Origin of the sequence: Streptacidiphilus sp. EB129 (assembly GCF_041262645.1) — a bacterium.
Lineage (GTDB): Bacteria > Actinomycetota > Actinomycetes > Streptomycetales > Streptomycetaceae > Streptacidiphilus.
The window spans coordinates 25,663-46,762 of record NZ_JBGCCS010000036.1; the positions used below are offsets into that span (position 1 = coordinate 25,663).

Annotated in this window: 15 protein-coding genes and 1 pseudogene; 5 read left to right on the top strand and 11 right to left on the bottom strand. The window is 69.5% G+C overall.

What is annotated here, in order from left to right:
• Positions 1–459 precede the first annotated feature (459 nt).
• Complete coding sequence (locus ABH925_RS31095; protein ID WP_370153389.1) at positions 460–972, bottom strand: hypothetical protein; 513 nt, start codon at positions 970–972, stop codon at positions 460–462.
• Positions 973–1,174: 202 nt separating this feature from the next.
• On the opposite strand from ABH925_RS31095, the gene ABH925_RS31100 reads away from it, so the two are divergent.
• Positions 1,175–3,454 (top strand): tetratricopeptide repeat protein, encoded by a 2,280-nt coding sequence (locus ABH925_RS31100; protein WP_370153391.1) that lies wholly within the window; start codon positions 1,175–1,177, stop codon positions 3,452–3,454.
• Positions 3,455–3,661: 207 nt separating this feature from the next.
• Here the strand turns inward: ABH925_RS31100 and ABH925_RS31105 are convergent, their stop codons facing one another.
• Positions 3,662–4,921, bottom strand: a complete 1,260-nt coding sequence (locus ABH925_RS31105; protein ID WP_370153393.1) for a hypothetical protein — start codon at positions 4,919–4,921, stop codon at positions 3,662–3,664.
• A 432-nt stretch (positions 4,922–5,353) separates the two neighbouring features.
• Between ABH925_RS31105 and ABH925_RS31110 the strand changes: the two genes are divergently transcribed.
• Positions 5,354–7,693, top strand: a complete 2,340-nt coding sequence (locus ABH925_RS31110; RefSeq protein WP_370153395.1) for a tetratricopeptide repeat protein — start codon at positions 5,354–5,356, stop codon at positions 7,691–7,693.
• Between the two features lie 132 nt (positions 7,694–7,825).
• On the opposite strand, the pseudogene ABH925_RS31115 reads toward ABH925_RS31110, so the two are convergent.
• The 5 genes and pseudogenes from ABH925_RS31115 to ABH925_RS31135 form a co-directional block, all read right to left on the bottom strand.
• A pseudogene (locus ABH925_RS31115) lies at positions 7,826–8,230 on the bottom strand (class I SAM-dependent methyltransferase); the annotation flags it as partial.
• Between the two features lie 398 nt (positions 8,231–8,628).
• The gene (locus ABH925_RS31120; RefSeq protein WP_370153396.1) at positions 8,629–10,692 is read right to left on the bottom strand and encodes a dipeptide ABC transporter ATP-binding protein; all 2,064 of its coding nucleotides are present in this window, start codon (positions 10,690–10,692) and stop codon (positions 8,629–8,631) included.
• 59 nt (positions 10,693–10,751) lie between these two features.
• Positions 10,752–11,654 carry an ABC transporter permease gene (locus tag ABH925_RS31125; RefSeq protein WP_370153399.1) on the bottom strand — a complete coding sequence of 301 codons (903 nt, stop codon included), beginning with the start codon at positions 11,652–11,654 and terminating at the stop codon, positions 10,752–10,754.
• Complete coding sequence (locus ABH925_RS31130) at positions 11,641–12,594, bottom strand: ABC transporter permease (RefSeq protein WP_370153401.1); 954 nt, start codon at positions 12,592–12,594, stop codon at positions 11,641–11,643. The genes ABH925_RS31125 and ABH925_RS31130 overlap by 14 nt, the downstream gene beginning before the upstream one ends.
• Before the next feature lie 10 nt (positions 12,595–12,604).
• Positions 12,605–14,440, bottom strand: coding sequence for a peptide ABC transporter substrate-binding protein (locus tag ABH925_RS31135; protein ID WP_370153402.1), 1,836 nt, complete (start codon positions 14,438–14,440; stop codon positions 12,605–12,607).
• Between the two features lie 188 nt (positions 14,441–14,628).
• On the opposite strand from ABH925_RS31135, the gene ABH925_RS31140 reads away from it, so the two are divergent.
• Positions 14,629–14,754, top strand: coding sequence for a hypothetical protein (locus tag ABH925_RS31140; RefSeq protein ID WP_370153404.1), 126 nt, complete (start codon positions 14,629–14,631; stop codon positions 14,752–14,754).
• Positions 14,755–14,958: 204 nt separating this feature from the next.
• Positions 14,959–16,050, top strand: coding sequence for a hypothetical protein (locus tag ABH925_RS31145; RefSeq protein ID WP_370153406.1), 1,092 nt, complete (start codon positions 14,959–14,961; stop codon positions 16,048–16,050).
• Positions 16,051–16,810: 760 nt separating this feature from the next.
• Here the strand turns inward: ABH925_RS31145 and ABH925_RS31150 are convergent.
• Positions 16,811–17,671, bottom strand: coding sequence for an ergot alkaloid biosynthesis protein (locus tag ABH925_RS31150; RefSeq protein ID WP_370153408.1), 861 nt, complete (start codon positions 17,669–17,671; stop codon positions 16,811–16,813).
• Between the two features lie 180 nt (positions 17,672–17,851).
• On the opposite strand from ABH925_RS31150, the gene ABH925_RS31155 reads away from it, so the two are divergent.
• Positions 17,852–18,166 carry an ArsR/SmtB family transcription factor gene (locus ABH925_RS31155; RefSeq protein WP_370153410.1) on the top strand — a complete coding sequence of 105 codons (315 nt, stop codon included), beginning with the start codon at positions 17,852–17,854 and terminating at the stop codon, positions 18,164–18,166.
• Between the two features lie 333 nt (positions 18,167–18,499).
• Here ABH925_RS31155 and ABH925_RS31160 read toward each other — a convergent pair whose 3' ends face one another.
• The 3 genes from ABH925_RS31160 to ABH925_RS31170 form a co-directional block, all read right to left on the bottom strand.
• Positions 18,500–18,721: a hypothetical protein gene (locus ABH925_RS31160; RefSeq protein WP_370153412.1), complete on the bottom strand. Its 222-nt coding sequence runs from the start codon at positions 18,719–18,721 to the stop codon at positions 18,500–18,502.
• A gap of 61 nt (positions 18,722–18,782) precedes the next feature.
• Positions 18,783–19,637: an oxygenase MpaB family protein gene (locus tag ABH925_RS31165; RefSeq protein ID WP_370153414.1), complete on the bottom strand. Its 855-nt coding sequence runs from the start codon at positions 19,635–19,637 to the stop codon at positions 18,783–18,785.
• A 480-nt stretch (positions 19,638–20,117) separates the two neighbouring features.
• On the bottom strand, positions 20,118–21,077 hold the full coding sequence (locus ABH925_RS31170) for a GlxA family transcriptional regulator (RefSeq protein ID WP_370153416.1): 960 nt from the start codon (positions 21,075–21,077) through the stop codon (positions 20,118–20,120).
• Positions 21,078–21,100: the final 23 nt, after the last annotated feature.

The window sequence follows — 21,100 nt, forward strand, 5'->3', positions numbered from 1 at the left end:
CGTAGCAGCGGCACTCACCGCACCGTTTCTGTTCGACAACGAATGGCTTGAAAGTCCTCCTCGATTGCGGCGATTTCCCCAGCCCGGAAAACACCGACCAACCCCCGGAACCATGGGTACCGCCACGACGACATCCAGAGCCCGGCCGCACAGTCCACCCGCCGCCGTCAGCGCGCCGCATCAACGTCACCCAGCGCGCAAGCCGGATGGCGCGAGCCACCGAAACACGAGGTCACCAGCGGTGGAGGGGGCACCATCGCAGCAGCCGAAACCAGCAATGCCGAACAGACCCGCGATCACCCTGCAGGAGCGATCACGGGCAGCGGCGAGGCAATCCGCCGACTTCGTGGCGACCGACAAACGGATCAAGAAACTGACGGGCGGATACCGAAAGGCCGCCCGACACCACCCTGGATTCGATCGGTGATTCGTGTGCGGGCAGACGCAACGCGTGGCCGATTATCGGCACTTGTGTGTCGCGGTTCTCATGGGAAAGCGCCGACCAAGCAGGAGCGGGCTTGCCAGGAAGCTGCGGCAGCGCGCGGACCCGGCCTGATCCGTCGACGCCGGTGGCCTGGTCCGGGTCCCGCCGCAGATCACGGTGGCGAGCAATCCGGACCATCCAGCCCATCCCCGCCCTGTCCGGTGCAGCTGCACTGCCGGCTGCCTGCCCTTGGCAACGTTGATGAGTTGCGCGCACCTGTCGATGGGGGTAAGGAAGTCGACATTCCGGGCCTTGGCGATGGCACCGATCGCATTCGGCTGCGTAGCCACGATGCAGGAGTCGTACTGGAGCGTGACCGCCGGTCCCCATCCAAAAGACGCGGTTGCGAACGATCCGGTCACCGACGACCGGCAGTAGGTGCCGGCCTGGGAGACCCACGCCGATGCGGGGGCAGCCATGGTGATCGCCGACGAGATGACTGCGACGGTCAGACCACCGATCGCGCCGAGCTTCTGGCGCTTGTTCACAGTTCCCCCTGTGTGAGTGGCGGTGGCGGCCATTCTGGCCTCACCGCGGAACGTGCCAGCCGACCATGGCGTTGACTCCGTACACCCGCCTCATAGACTCGGGCTGTCAGGGGCACGACCACCTGGGGGCATTGTGGGTGAGCAGCGCGGTTTGATGCCGGATCCGGACAGAGTGGAGGATCTGGCGGAGTTCATAGGTCTGTTGGGTGAGTTGCGTGTGTGGGCGGGGATGCCGTCCTACCGGGTGCTGGCCAAACGGGTCGGTCCGCTGATGCGGCCACCGGGTGCCGTCTCGGCATCCACGGTCGCGGACGCGTTCAAGGCCGGGCGACGCCGTCTGGACCTGGACCTGGTCATGGCGATCGTCCGGGCCCTGGGAGTGGGCGAACCGGGTCTCGCACGGTGGCGGGCGGCTTGCGTCCGTGTGCACACCTCGGCGAAGACAGGCGGACCGGCCGGAGTGTTCCGGCAGTTGCCGGCGGACCTGGCCACCTTCACCGGGCGTGAGCTCGAACTGACAGCCCTGCTGGACGCGGTCGAGACCGGTTCGGGCCCGGCGTCCACGGTGGTGATCTCGGCGATCGAGGGGATGGGCGGGGTCGGCAAGACGACACTGGCCGTCCACCTCGCGCACCGGCTCGTCACTGCCGGGCGGTTCACCGAGATCCAGCTGTATGTGAACCTGCGCGGCTTCGACCCGGAGCACGCACCCGTTGACCCGGCCGACGCCCTGGGCGCCTTTCTGCGTCAGTTGGGCGTCCCGGCGCAGCAGGTGCCCGAGGGGGTCGAGGAGCGTGGGGTGATGTTCCGCGACCGGATGGTCGGCCGGGACGCCCTGGTCCTGCTGGACGACGCGGCGGACGAGAGGCAGATCCGCGACCTCATCCCGGCCAGTGCCGCCTGCCTGGTTCTGATCACCAGTCGGCGCAGCCTGGCCGAGGTCGAGGGCGCGGCCCTGATTCCGCTTGACGTGTTCAGCCGTGACGAGGCCGGGGCCCTGCTGGCACGGATCATCGGCGCCGAGCGGGCCGCGGCCGAGCCCGACGCGACCGCGGAGATCGTCGAGCTGTGCGGCTGTCTGCCGCTGGCTGTGGCCCTGGCCGCCGGCCGACTGCGTTCTCGGCCCGCGTGGAGCCTGGCGTACCTGGCAGGCCGGCTGCGCGGACACCTCGTGGACGCGGCCGGTATGGGCAGCAGGCTTCGCAACGTGTTCGACCTGTCCTACCGGGGCCTGCCCGTGCAGGCGCAGCGTCTGCTGCGCCTGCTGGGCCGGCACCCCGGTACCGACTACACCGTTACGGCGGTCGCGGCCATGGCGGACCTCCCGCACCGTGACGTGGAGACGCTGCTGGAGCTGCTCCAGGACGAGTACCTGCTCCAGCAGAAGACCCCCGGCCGGTACGAACTGCACGATCTGCTGCGCAGCTTCGCCGCGCGCGCGTCGGGCCCGGAGCACGGCGCCGACGGCGGCGCGGCGGTGGAACGGCTCGGCTGGTGGTTCCTGTACTCGGCCTACAACGCGGCGAAAGCCATCGACACCCCGGACCTCCCCGTTCCCACAAGGCCCTGCGAGCACGAGCCGACGGCCTTCGCCTCCTACGACGAGGCGCTGGGATGGTTCGACCGGGAGTGGGGCAACCTGATTGCGGTTCAGCAGGCGGCCCGGGACCTGGCACTGCACGAGATCGTCTGGCAGCTGGCCGTCGCGCAGAAGTTCGCCGCCGCGCTGCGCTACCACCCGGCGGACTCCGTCACCGCGCACGAGCGCGCCGTGGACGCCGCCCGGGCGCTGGGAGACCGGACAGTTGAGGCCCGCGTCACCGGCGGTCTCGGACTGGCCTGCAGCATACTGGGGCGGCCGGACGACGCCGAGCGGTACTACCTGGGAGCCCTCGCGATCCTTCGGGAGCTCGGGGACTGGGTGCGGATGGGGCCGGCGCTGCTCAACCTCGGAGGGGTTCACTTCGGCCGCAAGGACTACGAGCAGGCCATGGCGACGTACCTGGAGTCCTTGGAGATCTTCGAGGAGTCAGGGGCGATCGGGGGCCGCGGGACCGCCCACCTGAGCCTGGGCCGCGTCCACCAGGAGCTGGGCAACCTCGACCAGGCCGAGCACTACTACCTGCTCTCGATGGAAGACAACAAGACGGTCACCGCCGCCGCGCAGGCCGACAGCACGAAGGTCGGCAACCGGCGCGGCCGGGTCAAACTGCTCGGGCACCTGGCCTCGGTCCACCTGGCGCGCGGCCAGTGCGAGCAGGCGGTCCAGGGGTACCGCGACACGGTCCAGCTCGCCCGCGTCGTCGCCGACAAGTACCTCCTCGCCGACGCGGTCCACGGATTGGGGCAAGCCCTGCTCGCAGCCGGGGAGACAGAACAAGCACGGGAGGCGTGGACCGAAGCACTGACCCTGCTCGAGAACATCGGACACGAACGCGCGACCGCGATACGGGAACAGCTCCAGGACATCACGGAGCCCTGAGCCGGCCGCACGGCGCGACCGCCCTGAGGCCGCCCCACGCAGGCGGTCCCGCAGTTGCCCGGGATCGAGTCGTAGGGAGTCACGGCGCGGGCGGCGTACTGCTTGCCGTGCGCGTCGGTCTTGACGATGTAGCCGTGCTTGCGGGCGACGGCCGCGTCGAAGCCGGTGACCGTCACCGGCTCCTTGACGACCGTTGTCGGAATTGCACTACGACGCGGTGAAGTAGCCGTACACGTCGGCGATCAGCTGGGTGCTGCCTGCGTGGTTGTAGATGTCGACGGCGCCGTCGGGCCCCAGCCGGGTCTGGACGTGGCCGGCGATGTCGCTCCACGGGTTGGTGTTGAGGCTGGAGGTGCCCGGCCTGGGCTGCTGGTCGGGCCACACGGTCAGATGGCTGGGCCGGGTCTCCTGGGTGGCGGTGAGGTTCACCACGGCGCCGATGGCACCGGCCGGAACGCCGCCGTGGCCGGTGACCGCAAGCCGGAGCGTGGAGTCCGGACCGAGCGGGTGACCGCCCGCGGGGGTGTCCAGTACCCGGCTCGGCGGAACGGGAGTGAACAGCCCCTGGCCGTGGATGCTGTAGTAGCCGACCACGTCCAGGACGGCATCCACGGACCCCCCGTTGTTGTGGACGGCGATCGAACCGTTGGAGACTGTGACGACCGCCTGGTTGGAGATGTCCTTGCCCGGCTCGTAGTTGACGGTCGAGGTGGTGAACGCGGCGCCGGTGGGCGCGGCGGTGAGATAGCTCCTGGTGCTGGCGTTGGTCGCGGTGAGGTTCACCAGGAGGGCGGAGGCGTCGGCCGGGATCCCGGGCATGCTGGTGAGCTGGACGGTCCGCTGGGCCCCCGGACCCAGAGGGCCCAGATGCCGGGTGTCCAGCACCCGGGTCGGCTGGACCGGGGTGTAGCGGTAGGTGGTCTGGGTCTGGCCCGGCGTCATGTAGTACCCGAGAACGTCGAAGACGAGATCGACCGTGCCCAGGTGGTTGTAGACCTCCAGGCCCGCGTCGCTAGTGTCGTACGAGCTGGGGCTGACCGGGACGGTGACGAGGTTGGCCACGTCGTGCCCCGGCGAGAAGTTGAGTGTGGAGAAGGCCGGCCGGTGGCCCTGGTTCTGCAGGCCGGGAGCGCCGATGCTCAGGTAGCTCTTCGCGGAGGCGTTGGTGGCGGTGACGTTCAGCACCACAGCGGCCGCCCCCGCCGGAACATTGAAGTACCGGGTGGGCGGCATGTGCGAAGAACAGGCGGCGAGATCCACCTCGGTGAAGCTGTCCTGCGTCAGGGTCGGGGAGGCGCCGCAGCTCGGGAAGCCGGCCCGGGTGTCCAGGACCCGGGTCGGGTTGACCGGCACGAAGCCGGACCGCGCCGGGGCGCTCGCCACGGAACGGGTCGCCGCGAACGCCGGGGTCCAGACCCCGACAAGAACCAGGGCCGCAGTGAGTAACGCGGCCAGACGCAGATGCATGATGAGCCCCCCGATAGAGAGTGTGCTGCGAGCCAGTTGGCTGGGAAATCGCCTGCCATGCTGCCCTGACGAAGGTCTGCCAGGAAGTGGCGGAGACGACGAGGGCGGGCCGACACGGGCGGGTGATCTGGAGCATGGAGGAAGCCGGCCGAACCATCATCAGCTTCGTACGTCGCTTCACGTGACCTCCATGCTCGCGTGTTCGAACCGCCCCTCGTCGGCTGCCCGTGGCGGCAGCCGGTGTGGTACGTCGCCTCACCGCGGAACGTGCCGGCCGACCATGACTTTGACCGACGGTCGCCTGACGCTTCCGGCACGAAGCGGCAGGACCAGGCTGCCCGAGACGACCGGGTGACGTCCCGTTTCCCGCACGAATCCGTACACCCGACTCATAGACTCTGACTGTCAGGGGCACGACCGCATGGGGGAATTGTGGGTGAGCAGCGCGGTTTGGTGCCGGATCCGGGCAAGGTGGAGGATCTGGCGGAGTTCATAGGTCTGCTGGGTGAGTTGCGTGTGTGGGCGGGGATGCCGTCCTACCGGCTGCTGGCCAAACGGGTCGGGCCGCTGATGCGGCCACCGGGTGCCGTCTCGGCATCCACGGTCGCGGACGCGTTCAAAGTCGGGCGCCGTCGTCTGGACCTGGACCTGGTGGTGGCGATCATCCGGGCCCTGGGGGCAGACGAGGTGGTTGTCGCTCGCTGGCGCGAGGCCTGCGTCAGGGTCCACTCGCTGGCCAGGACCGGCGGCCCGGTCGGGGTGTTCGGGCAGCTGCCCACGGACCTTGCCACGTTCACCGGACGCCACGAGGAACTCGCCCGGCTGGTTGCGGCCGCGACGGACCCGCGCGACAACGACAGTCTCGGCGCGAACACGGTCGTGATCTCCGCGATCGAGGGCATGGCCGGCATCGGCAAGACCCAGCTCGCGATCCACGCCGCCCACGAACTCGTCCGGGCGGGTCATTTCGCCGATATCCAGCTGCACGTGAACCTGCGCGGCTTCGACCCCGACCTCCCACCCGCCGACCCCTCCACCGTCCTGGAGGCCTTCCTGCGGCAGCTCGGAGTACCCGCTCAGCAGATTCCCGCCAGCCTCGACGAACGCGCAGCGATGTACCGCGACCGGTTACGCGATCGCAGCGCCCTTGTCCTGCTGGACAACGCCGCCGACGAGGACCAGGTCCACGACCTCATCCCCGCCGGCCCCAGCTGCCTGGTCCTGATCACCAGCCGCCGCAGCCTCGCCGGCCTCGACAACGTCACCCCGCACCTGCTCGACACCTTCACCGACACCGAGTCCCTGGACCTGCTCACCCGGATCGCCGGACACGACCGCGTGGAATCCGAACCCGAAGCCGCCGCACGCGTCATCGAGTACTGCGACCGCCTCCCACTCGCCCTGGCGCTGACCGCCGCCCGGCTCCGCTCCCGGCCCGCCCGGAGCCTGGCCGAACTCGCCGACCGGATGCAGACCGGGCGTCTGGAGGCGATCAGCGCCGGCGGCCGCACCATACGCCCGGTGTTCGACGCGTCCTACCAGGCACTCCCAGACACGGCACAGCAGGTGTTCCGCCTCACCGGCCTCCACCCCGGCCCGGACTTCAGCGCGGCGGCGGCCGCCGCACTGGCGGGCATCACCGTCAGCGAGGCCGCCGAGGCACTGGAACTGCTCCTGGACGAACACCTGCTCCAGCAAAAGCGCAGTGGGCGCTTCGAATTCCACGACCTGCTCCGCGCCTACGCCAATGAGCAGGCCAGCTCCATTGACCCTGACCCGGAGCGCCGCGCTGCAGTGCACCGGATGCTGGATCATTATGTGCGTACCGCGCACGAGGCCGCCCTGCTGTTGGAACGGGGCCGGGATCCGCTGAAGCTGCCCCCGCCGCAACCGGGGGTCTGCCTGGAACACTTTGCCGGTCACGAGCGGGCGCTGGCCTGGTTCGCCACCGAACATGCCGTGCTTCTCAGCGCCGTGGGCCACGCCGCCGCCACCGGTTTCGACGCCCACACCTGGCAGCTGGCCCACGCCCTGGCCACCTACCTCGACCGGCGCGGGAACTGGCACGACCTTGCCGCCGTCGGCAACACCGCGATAGACGCGGCCGACCGGCTGGCCGACCCCCTCGGGAAGGCCATCGCGCACAATATCGTCGCCCGCGCCCACCGCCGCCATGGCCACTATGGGGACGCCCAGCATCACCTTCGCCACGCCCTGGACCTGTTCGGCGGGATCGGTAACCTGGTGGGGCAGGCCGATACCTACATCGAACTGGCCAGAGTGAAGGCATGGCAGAGCCCTCCTGCCATGGCCGAAGCACTTGCGCTTGCCCGTCAGGCCCACGCCTTGTACCAGTCCTGTGGTCACCGGCTGGGGCAGGCCCAGACTCTGACCGCCATCGGCTGGTCGCACGCGCGCCTCGGCGACTATCCACAGGCCCTGACCTGCTGCCGACAGGCCCTGCCCGTCCTCGAAGAATTCGACGACCGTGAACGACAAGCCCATGCCTGGGACAGCATCGCCTACGCCCACACCTACCTGGGTCAGCACTCCCAAGCCGTCGCGTGCTACACACTCGCCCTCGACCTGTGCCGCGACCTCGGCGACCGCCCACTGGAAGCAGACATCCTCAATCGCTTCGGCGACGCCCACCATGCCGCGCACCACCCCGACGCAGCCCACGACGCCTGGCGACATGCCCTGGACATCCTCACCGAACTCGACCAGCCCTACGCCGACCAGATCCGCGCCAAGCTCGGGTCTAACGCGTAAATAGCCCCAGCTCAGGCAGGATACGGGCACGTCGAACAAACCGGAGAGGATGTCACGGGCCTCTCCGCGTGCCGCGCTGCCCGGCAATGACCACTCACAGCTGGAGCCGCTGTGTTGGGCCAGGTACACGCCGTCCGGGCGTAGCACTCGTCGCACCTCGTCCCAGCGGGTCACAACGGGGTGTCGGCTGACCACCAGGTCGAACGACTCCTTCGCGAATGGCAGGTCGGCCGCGTCCTCGGTCTCGACGATGGTCGCGTCGAACTTCGCCAGGGTGCGGCGGGCGATCTCGACGTTCGGGGGCCAGGACTCCGTCGCCGCCAGCACCGGCGGGGCGATGGGGATCGAGGCCAGCACCTCGCCGCCGCCCGTCTGGACGTCGAGTCCGGCCGCGGCCTTCGACATCCGCTCGGCAAGCAGCCTCGCGTACCCCCAGGACGGCCGCTGCTCGCTGGCGCGACCGGCGAACCAGGAGAAGTCCCACCCCGCAGTGGGGACGGCCTCGCCTTCCTGCACGAGCTCTTCGAACGTACGCATGGGCCCGAGAATGGCAGGCAAGAGCGGCGCCCGCAGCCGAGTTTCGGCGGTTCACCATCCGAGGCGGATCACCTCGCGATTCCCGGGCGCCTCATGAACCATGGCAGCGTAGGCACAAGTCTCCTTGATGAGTCACAGAGCGTCACAACTCTGTGATCACGGAACCTGTGCCTGCTCTCTCTGTCGGCCGACCTGCATGCCGTCTTTCCGCGCGACCTCCTATCCACATCGCTCGCTGCTCGACTCCAGTAGGCGAGGTTGGAGCGGGTGTTCAGGGTGTCGGGGTAGTCGGGGCCGAGGACTCGAAGCCGGTCGGTGAGCAGGTCCCCCCGACGGCGAGACGACGCTTCCCTCCTTTCGGCATAGCGAAGGCCTGACCCGCAGTCAACAATCCACCGCTAGCCGCCGGAGGCGTCCGTGACGGCGGTTGCCGGGATATCGGATAGCGGTGGCAGGAGAGGGAAGTGGCAGGCCGCGGTGTGGCCCGTGCCGAACAGACGCAAGGCGGGCTCCTCGTGCGCGCAGCGCTCGCGGGCCAGTGGGCAACGGGTCCGGAAGCGGCAGCCCGAGGGCGGGTCGACCGGGCTGGGCAGTTCGCCGCTGATCCCGGCACCGCGTTTGGCCCGCTCCAGGTCCGGGTCCGGCACCGGGACAGCCTTCAGCAGTCCGGCGGTGTACGGATGGGCGGCACGCAGATGGATGTCGTCCGCGCTGCCGACCTCGACCATGCGGCCCAGGTACATGACGCCGATCCGGTCGGCGAGGTAGCGGACCACCGCCAGATCATGTGAGATGACGATGTACGACAGGCCGTGAGACGCCTGGAGCCGGTTCATCAGGTTGAGCACCTGGGCCCGTACGGACACGTCCAGCGCCGAGACCGGCTCGTCTGCGACGATCAGCTTCGGGGTGAGCGCGAGTGCGCGGGCCAGGCCGATGCGCTGGCGCTGACCGCCGGAGAACTCGTGCGGGTACAGCTCCGCACTCCGCTCGGGCAGGCCGACCTCGGCGAGCAGCTCGGCGACGCGGGACCTCTGCTGGCGAGCCGTGCCGATGCCCTGGATCTGCAGAGGTTCGCGCAGGATGCTGCCGACCCGCATGCGAGGGTCGAGGGAGGAGAACGGGTCCTGGAACATCATCTGCAGGTCGCGGCGGCGCCGGCGCAGCTCGCGGCCACGCAGGTGGCCGAGGTCGGTACCGTCAAGGGTGACCGTGCCGGTATCGGGCCGGTCCAGGCCGACCAGGAGGCGACCGAGGGTCGTCTTGCCGCAGCCCGACTCGCCGACCAGGCCGAAGGTCTCACCGGGGCCGAGCGTGAGGGAGACGCCGGAGAGGGCGTGCACGACGCGCCGGCCGCGGCCGTGCAGCCGGTTCCCGCGCACCGGGAACTCCCGGACCAGGTCGCGCGCTTCGAGCAGCGGCCGGTCGGGGACCCCCGCCGGCGCAGCGGCGAGGCGGGGCACCACGGCGATGGAGCCCGACAGCAGGGGACCAGTCGTCGGATGCCAGCAGGCGTACCGGTGGCCCTCCGGGCCGGTGAGCGGCGGCTCCTCGGCGCTGCACCGGTCGGTGGCGTACCGGCAACGGTCGGCGAATCGGCAGCCGCCCGGCAGGGCGGCGGTGAGGTCCGGGGGCAGGCCGGGGATGGTCGGGAGTTCCTTGGCCGGGTCCTGGTCGAGCCGTGGTACGGAGGCCAGCAGGCTCTGGGTGTAGGGGTGGCGCATGCCGTGGAAGAGCCGGTCGGTGCCGGTGCTCTCGGCGATGCGGCCCGCGTACATGACGTTGACGCGGTCGGTGTGGCCGGCGGTGACCCCCATGTCATGGGTGATCAGGATCATCGCCATGCTGAGCCGGGTGCGCAGATCGGCCAGCAGGGTGAGGATCTGCGCCTGGATGGTGACGTCCAGGGCCGTGGTCGGCTCGTCGGCGATCAGCACCCTGGGCTCGTTGGCGAGCGCCATGGCGATCAGCACCCGCTGGCGCATGCCGCCGGACAGCTGGTGCGGATAGTCGTCCAGACGCTCGCGGGGATGGGGCAGGCCGACCAGGCCGAGCACCTCGGCGGCTCGGTCGGCCGCCTCGGCCCGGGTGCATCCGCGGTGCAGCAGGACGGATTCGGCGACCTGGTGGCCGATGGTCTTGGTGGGGTCCAGGGCGGTCATCGGGTCCTGGAAGACCATCGCGATGTCGTTGCCGCGCACCCGGCGCAGTTCGCGTTCGGGCAGCCCGACCAGCTCGCGCCCGTCCAGCGTCACCGAGGAGTCGCCCACGAGCGCACCGCCGGGCGGCAGCAAGCCCATGACGGACAGGCCGGTCATGGACTTGCCGCAGCCCGATTCGCCGACCAGGCCCAGGGTTTCGCCCGCCTCCAGGATGAAGGAGACGTCGTCCACGGCCCGGACGACCCCACGACGCGTCCTGATGTGGGTGGTGAGGTTCCTGACATCAAGGAGGGGTGCCATGCGTGTTGTCCTCGGATCCGTTGCAGCGGTCAGGGGTGTCGAGGTCAGGGGTGTCGAGGTCACCGGTGTTGCAGTCGGACGTCCAGGGCGTCATGGACGGCGTCGCCGAGCAGGTTGAACGCCACCACGGTGACGATCAGGAGCCCCGCGGCCGGGTACACCTGCCACCAGTAGCCGTCGTACAGGGAGTTGAGGCCGGCGGAGAGCATGGTGCCCCAGTCGGCGTGCGGCGGCGGCAGCCCGAGCCCGAGGAAGCTGAGGGCTGACAGGGTGAGGATCGAGTCGGCGATGGTGAAGGTACCGCTGACGATGATCACGCCGGCGGCGTTCGGCACCAGATGGCGCAGCACGATGCGCCCGCCGGTGCCGCCCATCATCCGCGCCGCCTGGACGAACTCCCTGGTGCGCAGGCTGAGCACCTCACCCCTGACCAGGCGGGCGGCGCTGAGCCAGGACAGCAGCGACAGCAGGAGGATGATCCCCCAGAGCGTGGGCGTGAACATGCTGACCATCATCAGCAACAGGACGATGCTGGGAATGGCGAGGAAGGTGTCGATGACCCGCATCATGACGGCGTCGACGATGCCGCCGAGATAGCCGGCTACGGCGCCGTACACCGTTCCGATGACCGTCGTGGTGAGGGCCACCGCGAAGCCGAGTTCGAGCGACGACCGTCCTCCCGTCATCAGCCGCCCCAGCACGTCGTACCCGGAAGCGTCGGTCCCCAGCGGATATCCGCCACCGGGCGGCAGATCGGCGAGGTCCAGCCGGACGGTGACCTGGTCGGTCCGGTACAGCAGCGGCCCGATGAAGCAGAACGCGACGATCACCGCCACCATGCCCAGTCCGACCAGGGCCCGCCGGTTGCGGACGATCGCCTGCACCGACAGCCGTCCTGAGGCGCGTGACGCCGTCGAGGCGTCCACAGGTTCGGGTGTGTCCAGGGACTCAAGCGTTGACATAGCGGATCCGGGGGTCGAGGAAGCTGTAGGCGATGTCGGCGAAGAGGCTGCCCAGGACGGTGGCCACACCGACCACCAGGGTCGACCCGAGCATGATCGGGTAGTCCTTGCTGGTGGCTGCCTGGTAGAACAGCAGCCCCATGCCCGGGTAGTTGAACACGGACTCGGCGATCACCGCGCCGGCCACGATGTTCGGAGCCTGCAGCCCCAGGACGGTGATGACGGGCAGCAGGGAGTTGCGCAGCACGTGCCGGCGCAGGACCAGTCGCTCAGGCAGCCCCTTGGACCGGGCGACCTGGATGTACTCCTGGGCCAGGGTGTTGACGGCCGACGTCCGCATGTACCGGCTGAAGCCGGCCACGCTGACCAGAGTCAGGGTGACCACCGGCAGCACCAGGCCGCGCGGGTCGGCCAGGATTCCGCCGACAGACTCCGCCTGCGGGGCCTCGGAAGGCAGCAGGTGCAACTGCACCGCGAAGACCGCGATCAGCAGCAGGGCGAAGAAGAAGTCCGGCATCGAGTAGAGCACGAAGGAGACGACGGTGAAGGCATGGTCCGCGACGCGGCCCCGGCGCACCGCCTGGAAGATCCCCATCGGCAGGGCGATCACAAGCGCGAGCAGGGTGGACAGCCCCAGCAGCAGGCCGTCGCGCGGCAGCCGCTGCGCGATCAGCGTGGACACCGGCTGCTGCATGGAGTACGACGTGCCGAAGTTGCCTTCGGCCGCCTGCTTCACGAAGGTCAGGAACTGCGAGGCCAGCGGTCTGTCCAGGCCGTAGGCGGCGTTGAAGACCGTGATCCGCTCGGCGGTGGCCCGGGTCCCGAGCGTGGCCCGGGCGGCGCTGCCGGGGACGAGGTGGATCATGAGGAACGTCAGGACCAGGACGCCGACCACCACCACGATCGCCTGACCGATCCGGCGGATCAGGTAGGCGGTCACCGCTTGCCCGTCACGATGTGTACGCCCAGTCCTCGAAGTTCTGCCCGTCGGAGAACGGGTTGAGCGGGACGACACCCTGCAGCTTCGTCCGGTAGACCAGGATGCCTTCTCGCAACGGCAGCCACAGCCACGGAAGTTGCTGGGCCGCATAGTCCTCGTAGTCCGTGAACGCCTGGGTCGAGGATCCGTACTCGGTGGCCTTGATCAGCTGGTCCATCTTCGGGTCGGAGTAGCCGCCGGAGTTGTTGGAGCCGCCGGTGTCGAAGAAGCCGGTGCCGTTCGGGTACAGCGGGTACGGCTGGTAGCCGAACTCCGCCAGCTGCCAACCGCAACCGGATGCCGGGTGAGAGGCCACGGTGCACGTGCCGATCGTGCTGATGAGGGTGTTGAACGGCTCCGACTTGAGGTTGATCGTGATGCCCGCCTGCGCCTCCGAGGACTTGACGGCGGCGTTCTGCACGTCCGTGGTAGCCCGGCCCGAGGAGTACGCCAGGTTGAAGGTGAGTGCCTGACCGGCGTTGATACCGGCCCCGCACTGCGCGGATCCGGTCCCCGGGCTGACACACGTCGTCGTCCCGTCCGGCACCACGTTCCAGCCGTGCGCCTGCAGCAGTGCCTTCGCCTTGGCCGGGTCGTACGGGTACGGGCCTCCGGCCTTCTCCAGCGGCGAGGCCCACGCTCCGGTGGCCTTGACCGGCACCGGCCCGTTGCCCGGATCCGCATAGCCGTTGTAGACCTTGTCGACGATCTGCTTCCGGTCGATCAGGTACTCCATCGCCTGCCGGACGTACAGCTGCCGGAGCACGGCGCCGACCTCGGAGTTGTACAGATTGGGCTGGATCTCGGCCACGCCGGGGATGGGGACGCTCGCGATCGAGTATCCGCTCGACTCCAGGGCCTGCGCCTGTTTGATGTCGTTCAGCGGAAGCGACGCGACATCGAGCGAACTGCCCGATCGCAGGGCGTTGATCTCGGGGGTGTCCGAGGTGAAGGGCGAGAAGACGACCTTGTCGACGGTCGCTTTGGTCGCGGAGTAGTGGGCGTTGGGTACGTAGCTGTAGTAGCCGTTGCTCCGGAATTCGGACAGCTTCCACGGTCCGTCGACCACCTGCCACAGCGGGTTCGTGGCGAAGCCGGTCGTCTGCGCGCCTTCCTTCTGCAGGTAGGTGTACACGGCCTTGGCGCCCGCTGTCGTCGTGTCGTTGTCGCCGACCGCGCCGGTCGCGGAGGTCTTGTCCCAGGCATGCTGGGGCAGCAGCGGGATGGTGCTGAGAACGTCGTCGGTGTAGAAGTCCGGGTTGTACGCCTGGGTGAGGTCCAGCACCACGGTGTGCGCGTCCGGGGTGGACGCCTTCGAGACATCCTCGGGGAAGAGCCCGACGAGGTGGGCGTTCCAGTTCGAGGCGTTCGCCTTCAGGAGGTTGTAGACAAACATGAAGTCCCGGCTGGTGACCGGCTGGCCGTCCGACCAGTTCCAGCTCTTGAGGGTGATGGTGATCCGCTTGTCACCATTGGAGTAGACAAGGGAGCTGAAGAGGCTCTTGTCCTTGTTCACCACCGAGTCAGCACCGTCCCCGGCGTATACCAGGAACGGCCACAGGGGTTGAGTGAGATTGACGTTCCAGCCGTTCTGGTTGGTCGCCGGAGCGAGCGGAAAGATGAAATCTGGCTGCGTCGCCAGCTCCGCGATGGTGACCGTCCCGCCCTGCTTCACCGGGCCCTTCTTCGCGCCGGCGCTCTCGCCGTTGCTGATCGCCCCGCTGCCGCCGCCTGCTGTGCACCCGACGGCAAGAACCGCCAGGGCTGTCGCGGCCGCCGCAGCTCTCAGTCTTTGCCCAACTCGCATGTGGGTCCTCGTCTCCCTCGTCCGCATACCGTTACATCCGAATCAATTCGAACATTGCATCATGGTCATGACACTGCTCTGCACGGACTTACCCTTGGCCCGCCTGATTCATGCCCCGCAGAAACCGGTCCAGCACACGGGTCCGGCTGGGACCGGCTGCGACGGGGGGCGCGGCCGGGGAAGCCGTCGTGGCCACGACGGTCGGGGTCGGTGACGGCGGCCAGGGTGTGGCGATCGCCGTCGGGGCTGCTGCGCCGAGAGCGCTGTGGCGGGGCCGCGTGCCGGACCTGGCCACCAGCCTGATACCGCCGTGACCGATCGCCCGTGCCTCCGCCCCATCACCAGCCTGCGCTGACGCTCGTTCAGGTGCGGGAACTGAAGTTCCCCCCGACTCATACTCCCGGCTGCCGATCACCCTGGTCTGGCCGCACGCGTCGATCTGTCCGGTGCAGGCCTCCTGGGTGCATACTCCAGTTGCAGGCAGACAAGCGGACCGCGCTTCGGGGGGACGGGTCGCTATGAGCATGATCCGGTGGGGTGTCACTTCCCGTTCGCTGAGCCGCTGGGCGGCCCGCGCACGGCTGGGCTACCGGCGGACGATCACCGGGGCAACCGGCGCGACCGCGCTGGTGCTGCTCGTGCTGGGCGTGGGCGAGCACTCCGCGCATGCCCAACACCTGTGGATGGCCGCGGCCTTGCCGTTCGCCCTGTTCGCCGCCGGCTGGCAGGTGTGGCGCGCGCCCGAGGAGGGCCTGCCGGACGCACTGCGGTGGCGGTCGCGCAGCCGACGGATCGCCCTGCGGGCGAGCTCGATCCCCGCGTTCTGCGCGTCCCTGGGCCTCGTCGTCCACCTGGCCGGGCACGGCGCTCTCGCGCACGAGGCGGGCGTCGACGCGCTCTGGGCGGTGGCCCTCGCGCCCGTCCCGGTGCTCATGGAGGCTGCGCTGTGGCGCCTTGCCCCACGCGAGCTGCGCCGTCGGATCCGTACCGGTCAACTGGCCGAAGCGGTACGGGAGCTGAACACGAAGGTGCCGCAGGCCTCGTTGCTCGACTTCGATCCGGACTCCGGCTACGCCGGCACGCCCGTGCCCCGCCACAGCGTCGACTCCCCCCAACACTTCGGCACGCCGTGCGAGGTGCGCCCGACGGCCCAGCGGACGTCGGCCATGCTGGGCATGGCACCTCTCGGCCACGCGCGGCAGATGTGGCTTCGCGAGGCCTCCCTGCACTGGGACGGCACCACGCTGACCCTCACCGACGGCCGCCGCACCGTCGTCGCGATCACGCTCGCTCCCACCGATCGGCCCGTGCGTGACCCTTGGCCGGACCGCCCGGTCGAGTTGGTCCTGCTGCGCGAAAAGGGCCTCGGCGAGCCTCGCTGGGAGGCGCGCATCCTGCTGCTGGACGCCACCGGCCGCCGCCTGCTCACCATGCCGGGCCTGGGTTTCCTCGACAACCAGGTGTCGCACGTTGCCACCGCCGCGGGCCTGCGCTTCACCTTCCAGTACTGGGCCCCCGCGTCGTTCGAGCTCCCTTGGTGCAGCCTGTGGGCCCGCGCCTACCCCCGCCACCGCCACCACATCCGACTCCGGCTGGGCCACCGGCTCTGAGAGGGGGTTGTCAGAGATTCCGCGAGGACATACAGGCCCCGTGAGCAGGCACGACGCCCAGGCCGGCCGCACCCACACCACCGCCCAACGGCCGGGCCTACGGCCCCCACTACAGACGGCCCTACGGCCCCCTCAACGACACACCACCGGCCCCCCTGGCAGACCCGGGAGCAGCCCGGCGCGGCCTGGTGCAGGCCGCGCCGGCTGTGGGGGACGCCGGCACCCGTGACGTCCCGTTACCCGTGGACCACTGCCGGGCGTTGCCAAGGCGGCTCCGCCCGGCCAGTTCCCGCGCTGTCGGCGGGGCTACCTCCCCACGGTGGCCCCGGGAGCGGCCCCACTGACGGGCCTGCCGCCGCACCCAGCGCCGCCTGCCCCGAGCCGTCGTCGACCGCTGTCAGCAGCCCCGGGCGCAACCGTCGGCATCCACCGGGCCCGCGGTGTGACACGCGGACGCGGACCACCGGAACGGCCGCCGGCGCCGAATCCGGTTGCGGCGCGTTCCGGGTACGTGGAGGGATCCAACCTGGCCTGCCCCCGCGGCTCACGCCTCGCGACCCTGGCCGCCGACTGCATCGGCCCATGCGATCTCCACCTCGACCCCACGACGAAGAGCCAGGGCCCGGGCCTTGCCGGTAATTAACCTGCGCCGCCTGGCTCTTGACGTTGCTGGTCAATCCGAATGAGCGCCACCAAGTATCAATTACCGGAAAGCCTTTAGTCATGATGCAACAGCTGGCATTGGGGCTGATCCCCGCACTCAAGCGGCAGGTGCTGCCCACCGGGCCGCGTGCTCCTGGACGAACTGAGTGAAGGTGCGGGGCGGATGGCCCGTCAGATTGAGCACCGCGGTGCTGAGCTCGTCTTGCCGGCCGGCCCGGACGCCGGCGTCGGCGTCGGCGTCGGCGAGGATCGCGGCGAACTCTGCGGGTATGCCCGCGGTCCGCAAATCGGCCGCCTGTTGGTCCGCACTGGCGTGGAGCACCCGGACCGGCCGTCCGGTACCGGCGGCGATGATCGCCGCCGCCTCCGGGTAACTCAGCGCCTGCGGGCCGGTGAGCAGGTAGTCACGCTGATCGCCGGGGACTGCGTCAAGATCAGGCAGTAGGACCGCGGCGGCGGTTGCCGCGATGTCCCGCGCGTCGATCCACCCCACCCGGCCGTCACCGGCGGCGGTGCGGATCTCACCGTCTCGCCGGATCCGCTCGCCCAGCGGGTGCGGGCTCAGGAAGTTCTGCATGAACCCGGACGCGCGCAGCACGATCCAGCCAGACTGGGCCCGGACCTGGGCGGCCAGTTCCGGCGCCCTGGGGGCAAGGGGGATGGCGGAGTCGAGAAGCACCACCTTGCGCACGCCGAGGCGCTGAGCCTCGGCCAGGAACGGTCCGACCGACGGCATCGGGTCCACGCTCTGCACCGGAGGCACCACGAAGACCCGGTCCTGTCCGTCCAGAGCGGCCGGATGGGTGGCCGGGTCATCCCAGTCGAACCGGATCGCATCCGGGTCGTCGGCGGCCGGGTTACGGCTGGCCACCCGAACCGGCACGCCTCTGCCGCGCAGCAGTCCTACCAACTCGTGACCGGTTTTCCCGGTGCCGCCGGTCACAAGTACGCCGGTCATCGGGTCGACTCCTCGGAAGTACGTGGCACGGTGTCTCCTTCAATCAGGGCTGACACGAACGTGCCGACAGCGAGGACGAGTAGCCGCACTGCCGACACATCGTTTGATGCTTGTCGAAGCATCGCAGGATCTGAACGTAAGCTAAAGTTCGATGTACGTCAAACGATGAGGAGGCGGCGGATGCCGCGCGCACTACCCGAACCCTCGGTCGACTCCTTCGATCTCACGGTCGTTCTCAGCGCGCTCGCCGAACCGGGCAGGCGAGCGTTGATGACCGAGCTGTATCGCAGTTCGGAGCCGGTCGATTGCGCAGTCATCGTCGAGAAGGCCAACCTTGGCCTGAGCAACCCGACGATCTCCCATCACTACCGGGTCCTGCGGGAAGCGGGCCTGATCAGGACCGTCGCAGAAGGACGCAAGCGGATCGTCAAAGTGCGCCGCGACGACATGGAGGCGCGTTTCCCCGGCTTGCTCAACGCAGTGCTCAGGGCCTAGCTACTGACCGACGCCAACACCTGTCACCGGCCTACGCGCCATGACCACAGTCGGCGGCGGGACCATGAGCGGATCTGCACGATGGCCTGCGCCATCGCGCAGCTCCTCCCCTGATCGGCCATATCACCGCAGCGGCCCGCCACGGAGTCGGCCGGACGCATCAATGCACTCCAACCAGAAGCAGCCATCCGTTGCCCTGCGTCATCTCGATCACCGATTAATCCAGGCAGAAGGGCCCCACTGCCGCCCGGAACTGTCCATGGAACCGCTGGTACCACACGAGCGGCGCGTCCGGATCACCGCCGTCCTCGGCCAGCGCATCCCAAGCCCGTCCTACTCGGAACCGCGCACCGGCGCGCGCCCGGCAGTTGGGAGATCCGCACCGCTCGGGACGCGCAACTCCCCCACACCGCCGACCTGCTCCACGCCATCGCCCTGGTTCGCCAGGCGCAGTGGCCCCGTGCGCCAGCCCCACTTCCCGGCGGCGATCACCTGAGCCACCGGATCGTTTCTCGGGCTGAGCCGGGCGGCGTCGGGCGGCAGCTCCTCGGTCATACTCCAGAACTGTGCACGCCGAGCGGCGCCAGTAGGCGGCGCCGGATTCGAACCCGGCTGGCTAGCTGAGGCTGCGCAGCCGCTTGGCGGAGGGGACACCGGCCTCGCCGAGTAGTGCGATGGCCCGGGTCAGGTGAGGGACGGGGAAGCTAAGACGTCGCTGCTGCGGCACCAGGAGGGCCGCGGAGCGGGCCGCGCGGAGACCTGCGGTCGCCATGGGTGCCGGGAGTCCGGGTCGGGTGTAGAGGGCCTTGGCCTCGGTGGGCATGATCGAGTATCCCAGCCGGGAGGCGACGGACCATGCCGGGCGCATCGCCCTGTGCAGTCCGTGGAGCGGAGGCCCGGACAGGAACCGGTGTATCGCCATCGCTTCCGCGGAGGCCGCCAGTGTCCCGTACATCCCGGTCAGGTAGTCCTCCAGATCGGCGACGGATCCGGGGGCGTCGGTGGGGTCCAGCCCGACGAGGGCCGCGATGCTGCGCTGCTCGTGGATGTAGCGGTCCGCCTGCCGGGAGGTGAGCATCAGGCCACTGCGCCGCACGGCGTGGAGGTTGGATCTGGTGAGAGCGCAGTGCACCCAGAGCAGGAGGTCAGGGGAGTCCAGGCGGTGGATGGTGCCGGTGCTGGGATCGCGGAGGCTCATCCGTGCATGAACGGCCCGGACCCGGGCTCCGGCCTGCTCCGCCTGTGCTCGCGTGCCCCACGTGGTCTGCACGATGAACGCGCCGGTGCTCACAAGTCGGCCGAAGGGGTCCTCTTCGAAGGATGAGTTCTGCACGATGCCGCAAGCCGCGAGAGGGTGCAGTGCCTGCAGGTGGAGCGCGCTGATGCCCCCGATCCACATCGCTGGGTCGGCGTGGAGATGCCAGGTCACGGAAGAGGGGCCGAAGAGCCCCGCATCAACGCTCATCTGCATCCGCCGAACCCTATACGTAGATCGCCGACTTGCTGATGGTCACCTGCCAGTGATGCTCTGGACCGTGTGCTGCGCCGGGCGGCTGCATGCGCCGCATGGGGATCGGCCGTACGTTCGGCTGGCACGGGCCGAGAAGGCGGCCGTGTGCCTGGTCCGTTGTGAGGATCTCGGGCACGACGGTATGCCGCGCACCGATGGCGAACGGCTGTTCTGGTTTGCGGGAGGTCGCGAATGGCCGAGATGGTGTCCCGCGAGGTGCACGCGGCGGGGCACCATCCAGCCCCGACCGGCGGGCTGGCCAACCGGCCCCAGGCGGATCCGCTCAGTCCGAGCCTGGCTCGACCCCTCGACCACCCTCCAACGCTGCTGACGCGCCTGGACCAACGCACCCCTGCCACCCGAGCTCCAAGCCCCGATCAACGCCGTCAGCGCAGGCTGTCCACTTGATCTCTACTGCCCGGCGTATCAAACCACCACCAGCTAGGCGGGTGCGGTGTGGTCTCGGGCACGGTATCCGCGCCGGTAGGTCGACGGGGTGGTGCGCAGGGCGGCCGTCATTCGCTTCCGCAGGTTGGCGCCGGTGCCAAAACCCGCCTGGCGGGCCACCTCGTCAACCGGGAGTTCGGTTGCCTCCAGCAGGTGCCGGGCGTGGTCGAGACGGGCCTGGTTCAGCCACCCCACTGGCGACAGCCCGGTCTCCTGCCGGAAGCGGCGGGTGAACGTCCGCACGCTCATGTGCGCCTCGGCGGCCAACTCGCTCAGCGCGTGGTCCCCATCGAGCCGGGCCAGCATCCTCGCCCTGGCGGCCGCCGTCGAGGTGCCGACGTCCTCGGCAACCGGCCGGTCGACGAACTGCGTCTGCCCGCCGTCGCGCATCGCGGCGACGACGTTGAGCCGTGCCACCCGATTCGTCACGGCGCTGCCGTAGTCTTCGCGGATCAGGTGCAGGCACAGGTCGATCGCCGCAGCGCCACCCGCTGAGGTCAGCACGCCGTTGTCGTCGACGAAAAGCGCATCGACGTCGAGGTCGACCTGGGGAAAGAGTCGCCTGAACCGGTCCGCGTAGAGCCAGTGTGTCGCGGCTCGCCGGCCATCCAGCAGGCCGGCGGCCGCGAGTACGAAAGTCCCGGTGCACAGGGACACCATGCGAGCATGCCGCGCGGCAGCGCGCAGTGCCGCGGCTGTGCGGGGTTCGAGCTCGCCCCTGTCGCGCAGGCCGGGTGCATGGGAGCCCGCGACGATCACGGTGTCCGCCTCCCGCAGCAGTGCGATGTCACCCTGCGGGGCAATGCCGTACCCGGCCGTCGTCGGCGCTGTCTTGCCGTCGGGGGTCACGGTCCGCACGTCATACGCCGACACACCGGTGGCCAACTCGACGCCGGTGAGGATCTGCGCGGGAATACTCAGGTCGAACGGCACTACCGGCGGCACGGCCAGCACAACGACCCGGTGCGGGGCATCGA

Coding starts and splice junctions, on each gene's coding strand:
- ABH925_RS31105 (WP_370153393.1), bottom strand. CDS start 4,921: ATGCATCTGCGTCTGGCCGCGTTACTCACTGCGGCCCTGGTTCTTGTC.
- ABH925_RS31120 (WP_370153396.1), bottom strand. CDS start 10,692: ATGGCACCCCTCCTTGATGTCAGGAACCTCACCACCCACATCAGGACG.
- ABH925_RS31125 (WP_370153399.1), bottom strand. CDS start 11,654: ATGTCAACGCTTGAGTCCCTGGACACACCCGAACCTGTGGACGCCTCG.
- ABH925_RS31135 (WP_370153402.1), bottom strand. CDS start 14,440: ATGCGAGTTGGGCAAAGACTGAGAGCTGCGGCGGCCGCGACAGCCCTG.
- ABH925_RS31145 (WP_370153406.1), top strand. CDS start 14,959: ATGAGCATGATCCGGTGGGGTGTCACTTCCCGTTCGCTGAGCCGCTGG.
- ABH925_RS31150 (WP_370153408.1), bottom strand. CDS start 17,671: ATGACCGGCGTACTTGTGACCGGCGGCACCGGGAAAACCGGTCACGAG.
- ABH925_RS31155 (WP_370153410.1), top strand. CDS start 17,852: ATGCCGCGCGCACTACCCGAACCCTCGGTCGACTCCTTCGATCTCACG.
- ABH925_RS31160 (WP_370153412.1), bottom strand. CDS start 18,721: ATGACCGAGGAGCTGCCGCCCGACGCCGCCCGGCTCAGCCCGAGAAAC.
- ABH925_RS31165 (WP_370153414.1), bottom strand. CDS start 19,637: ATGCAGATGAGCGTTGATGCGGGGCTCTTCGGCCCCTCTTCCGTGACC.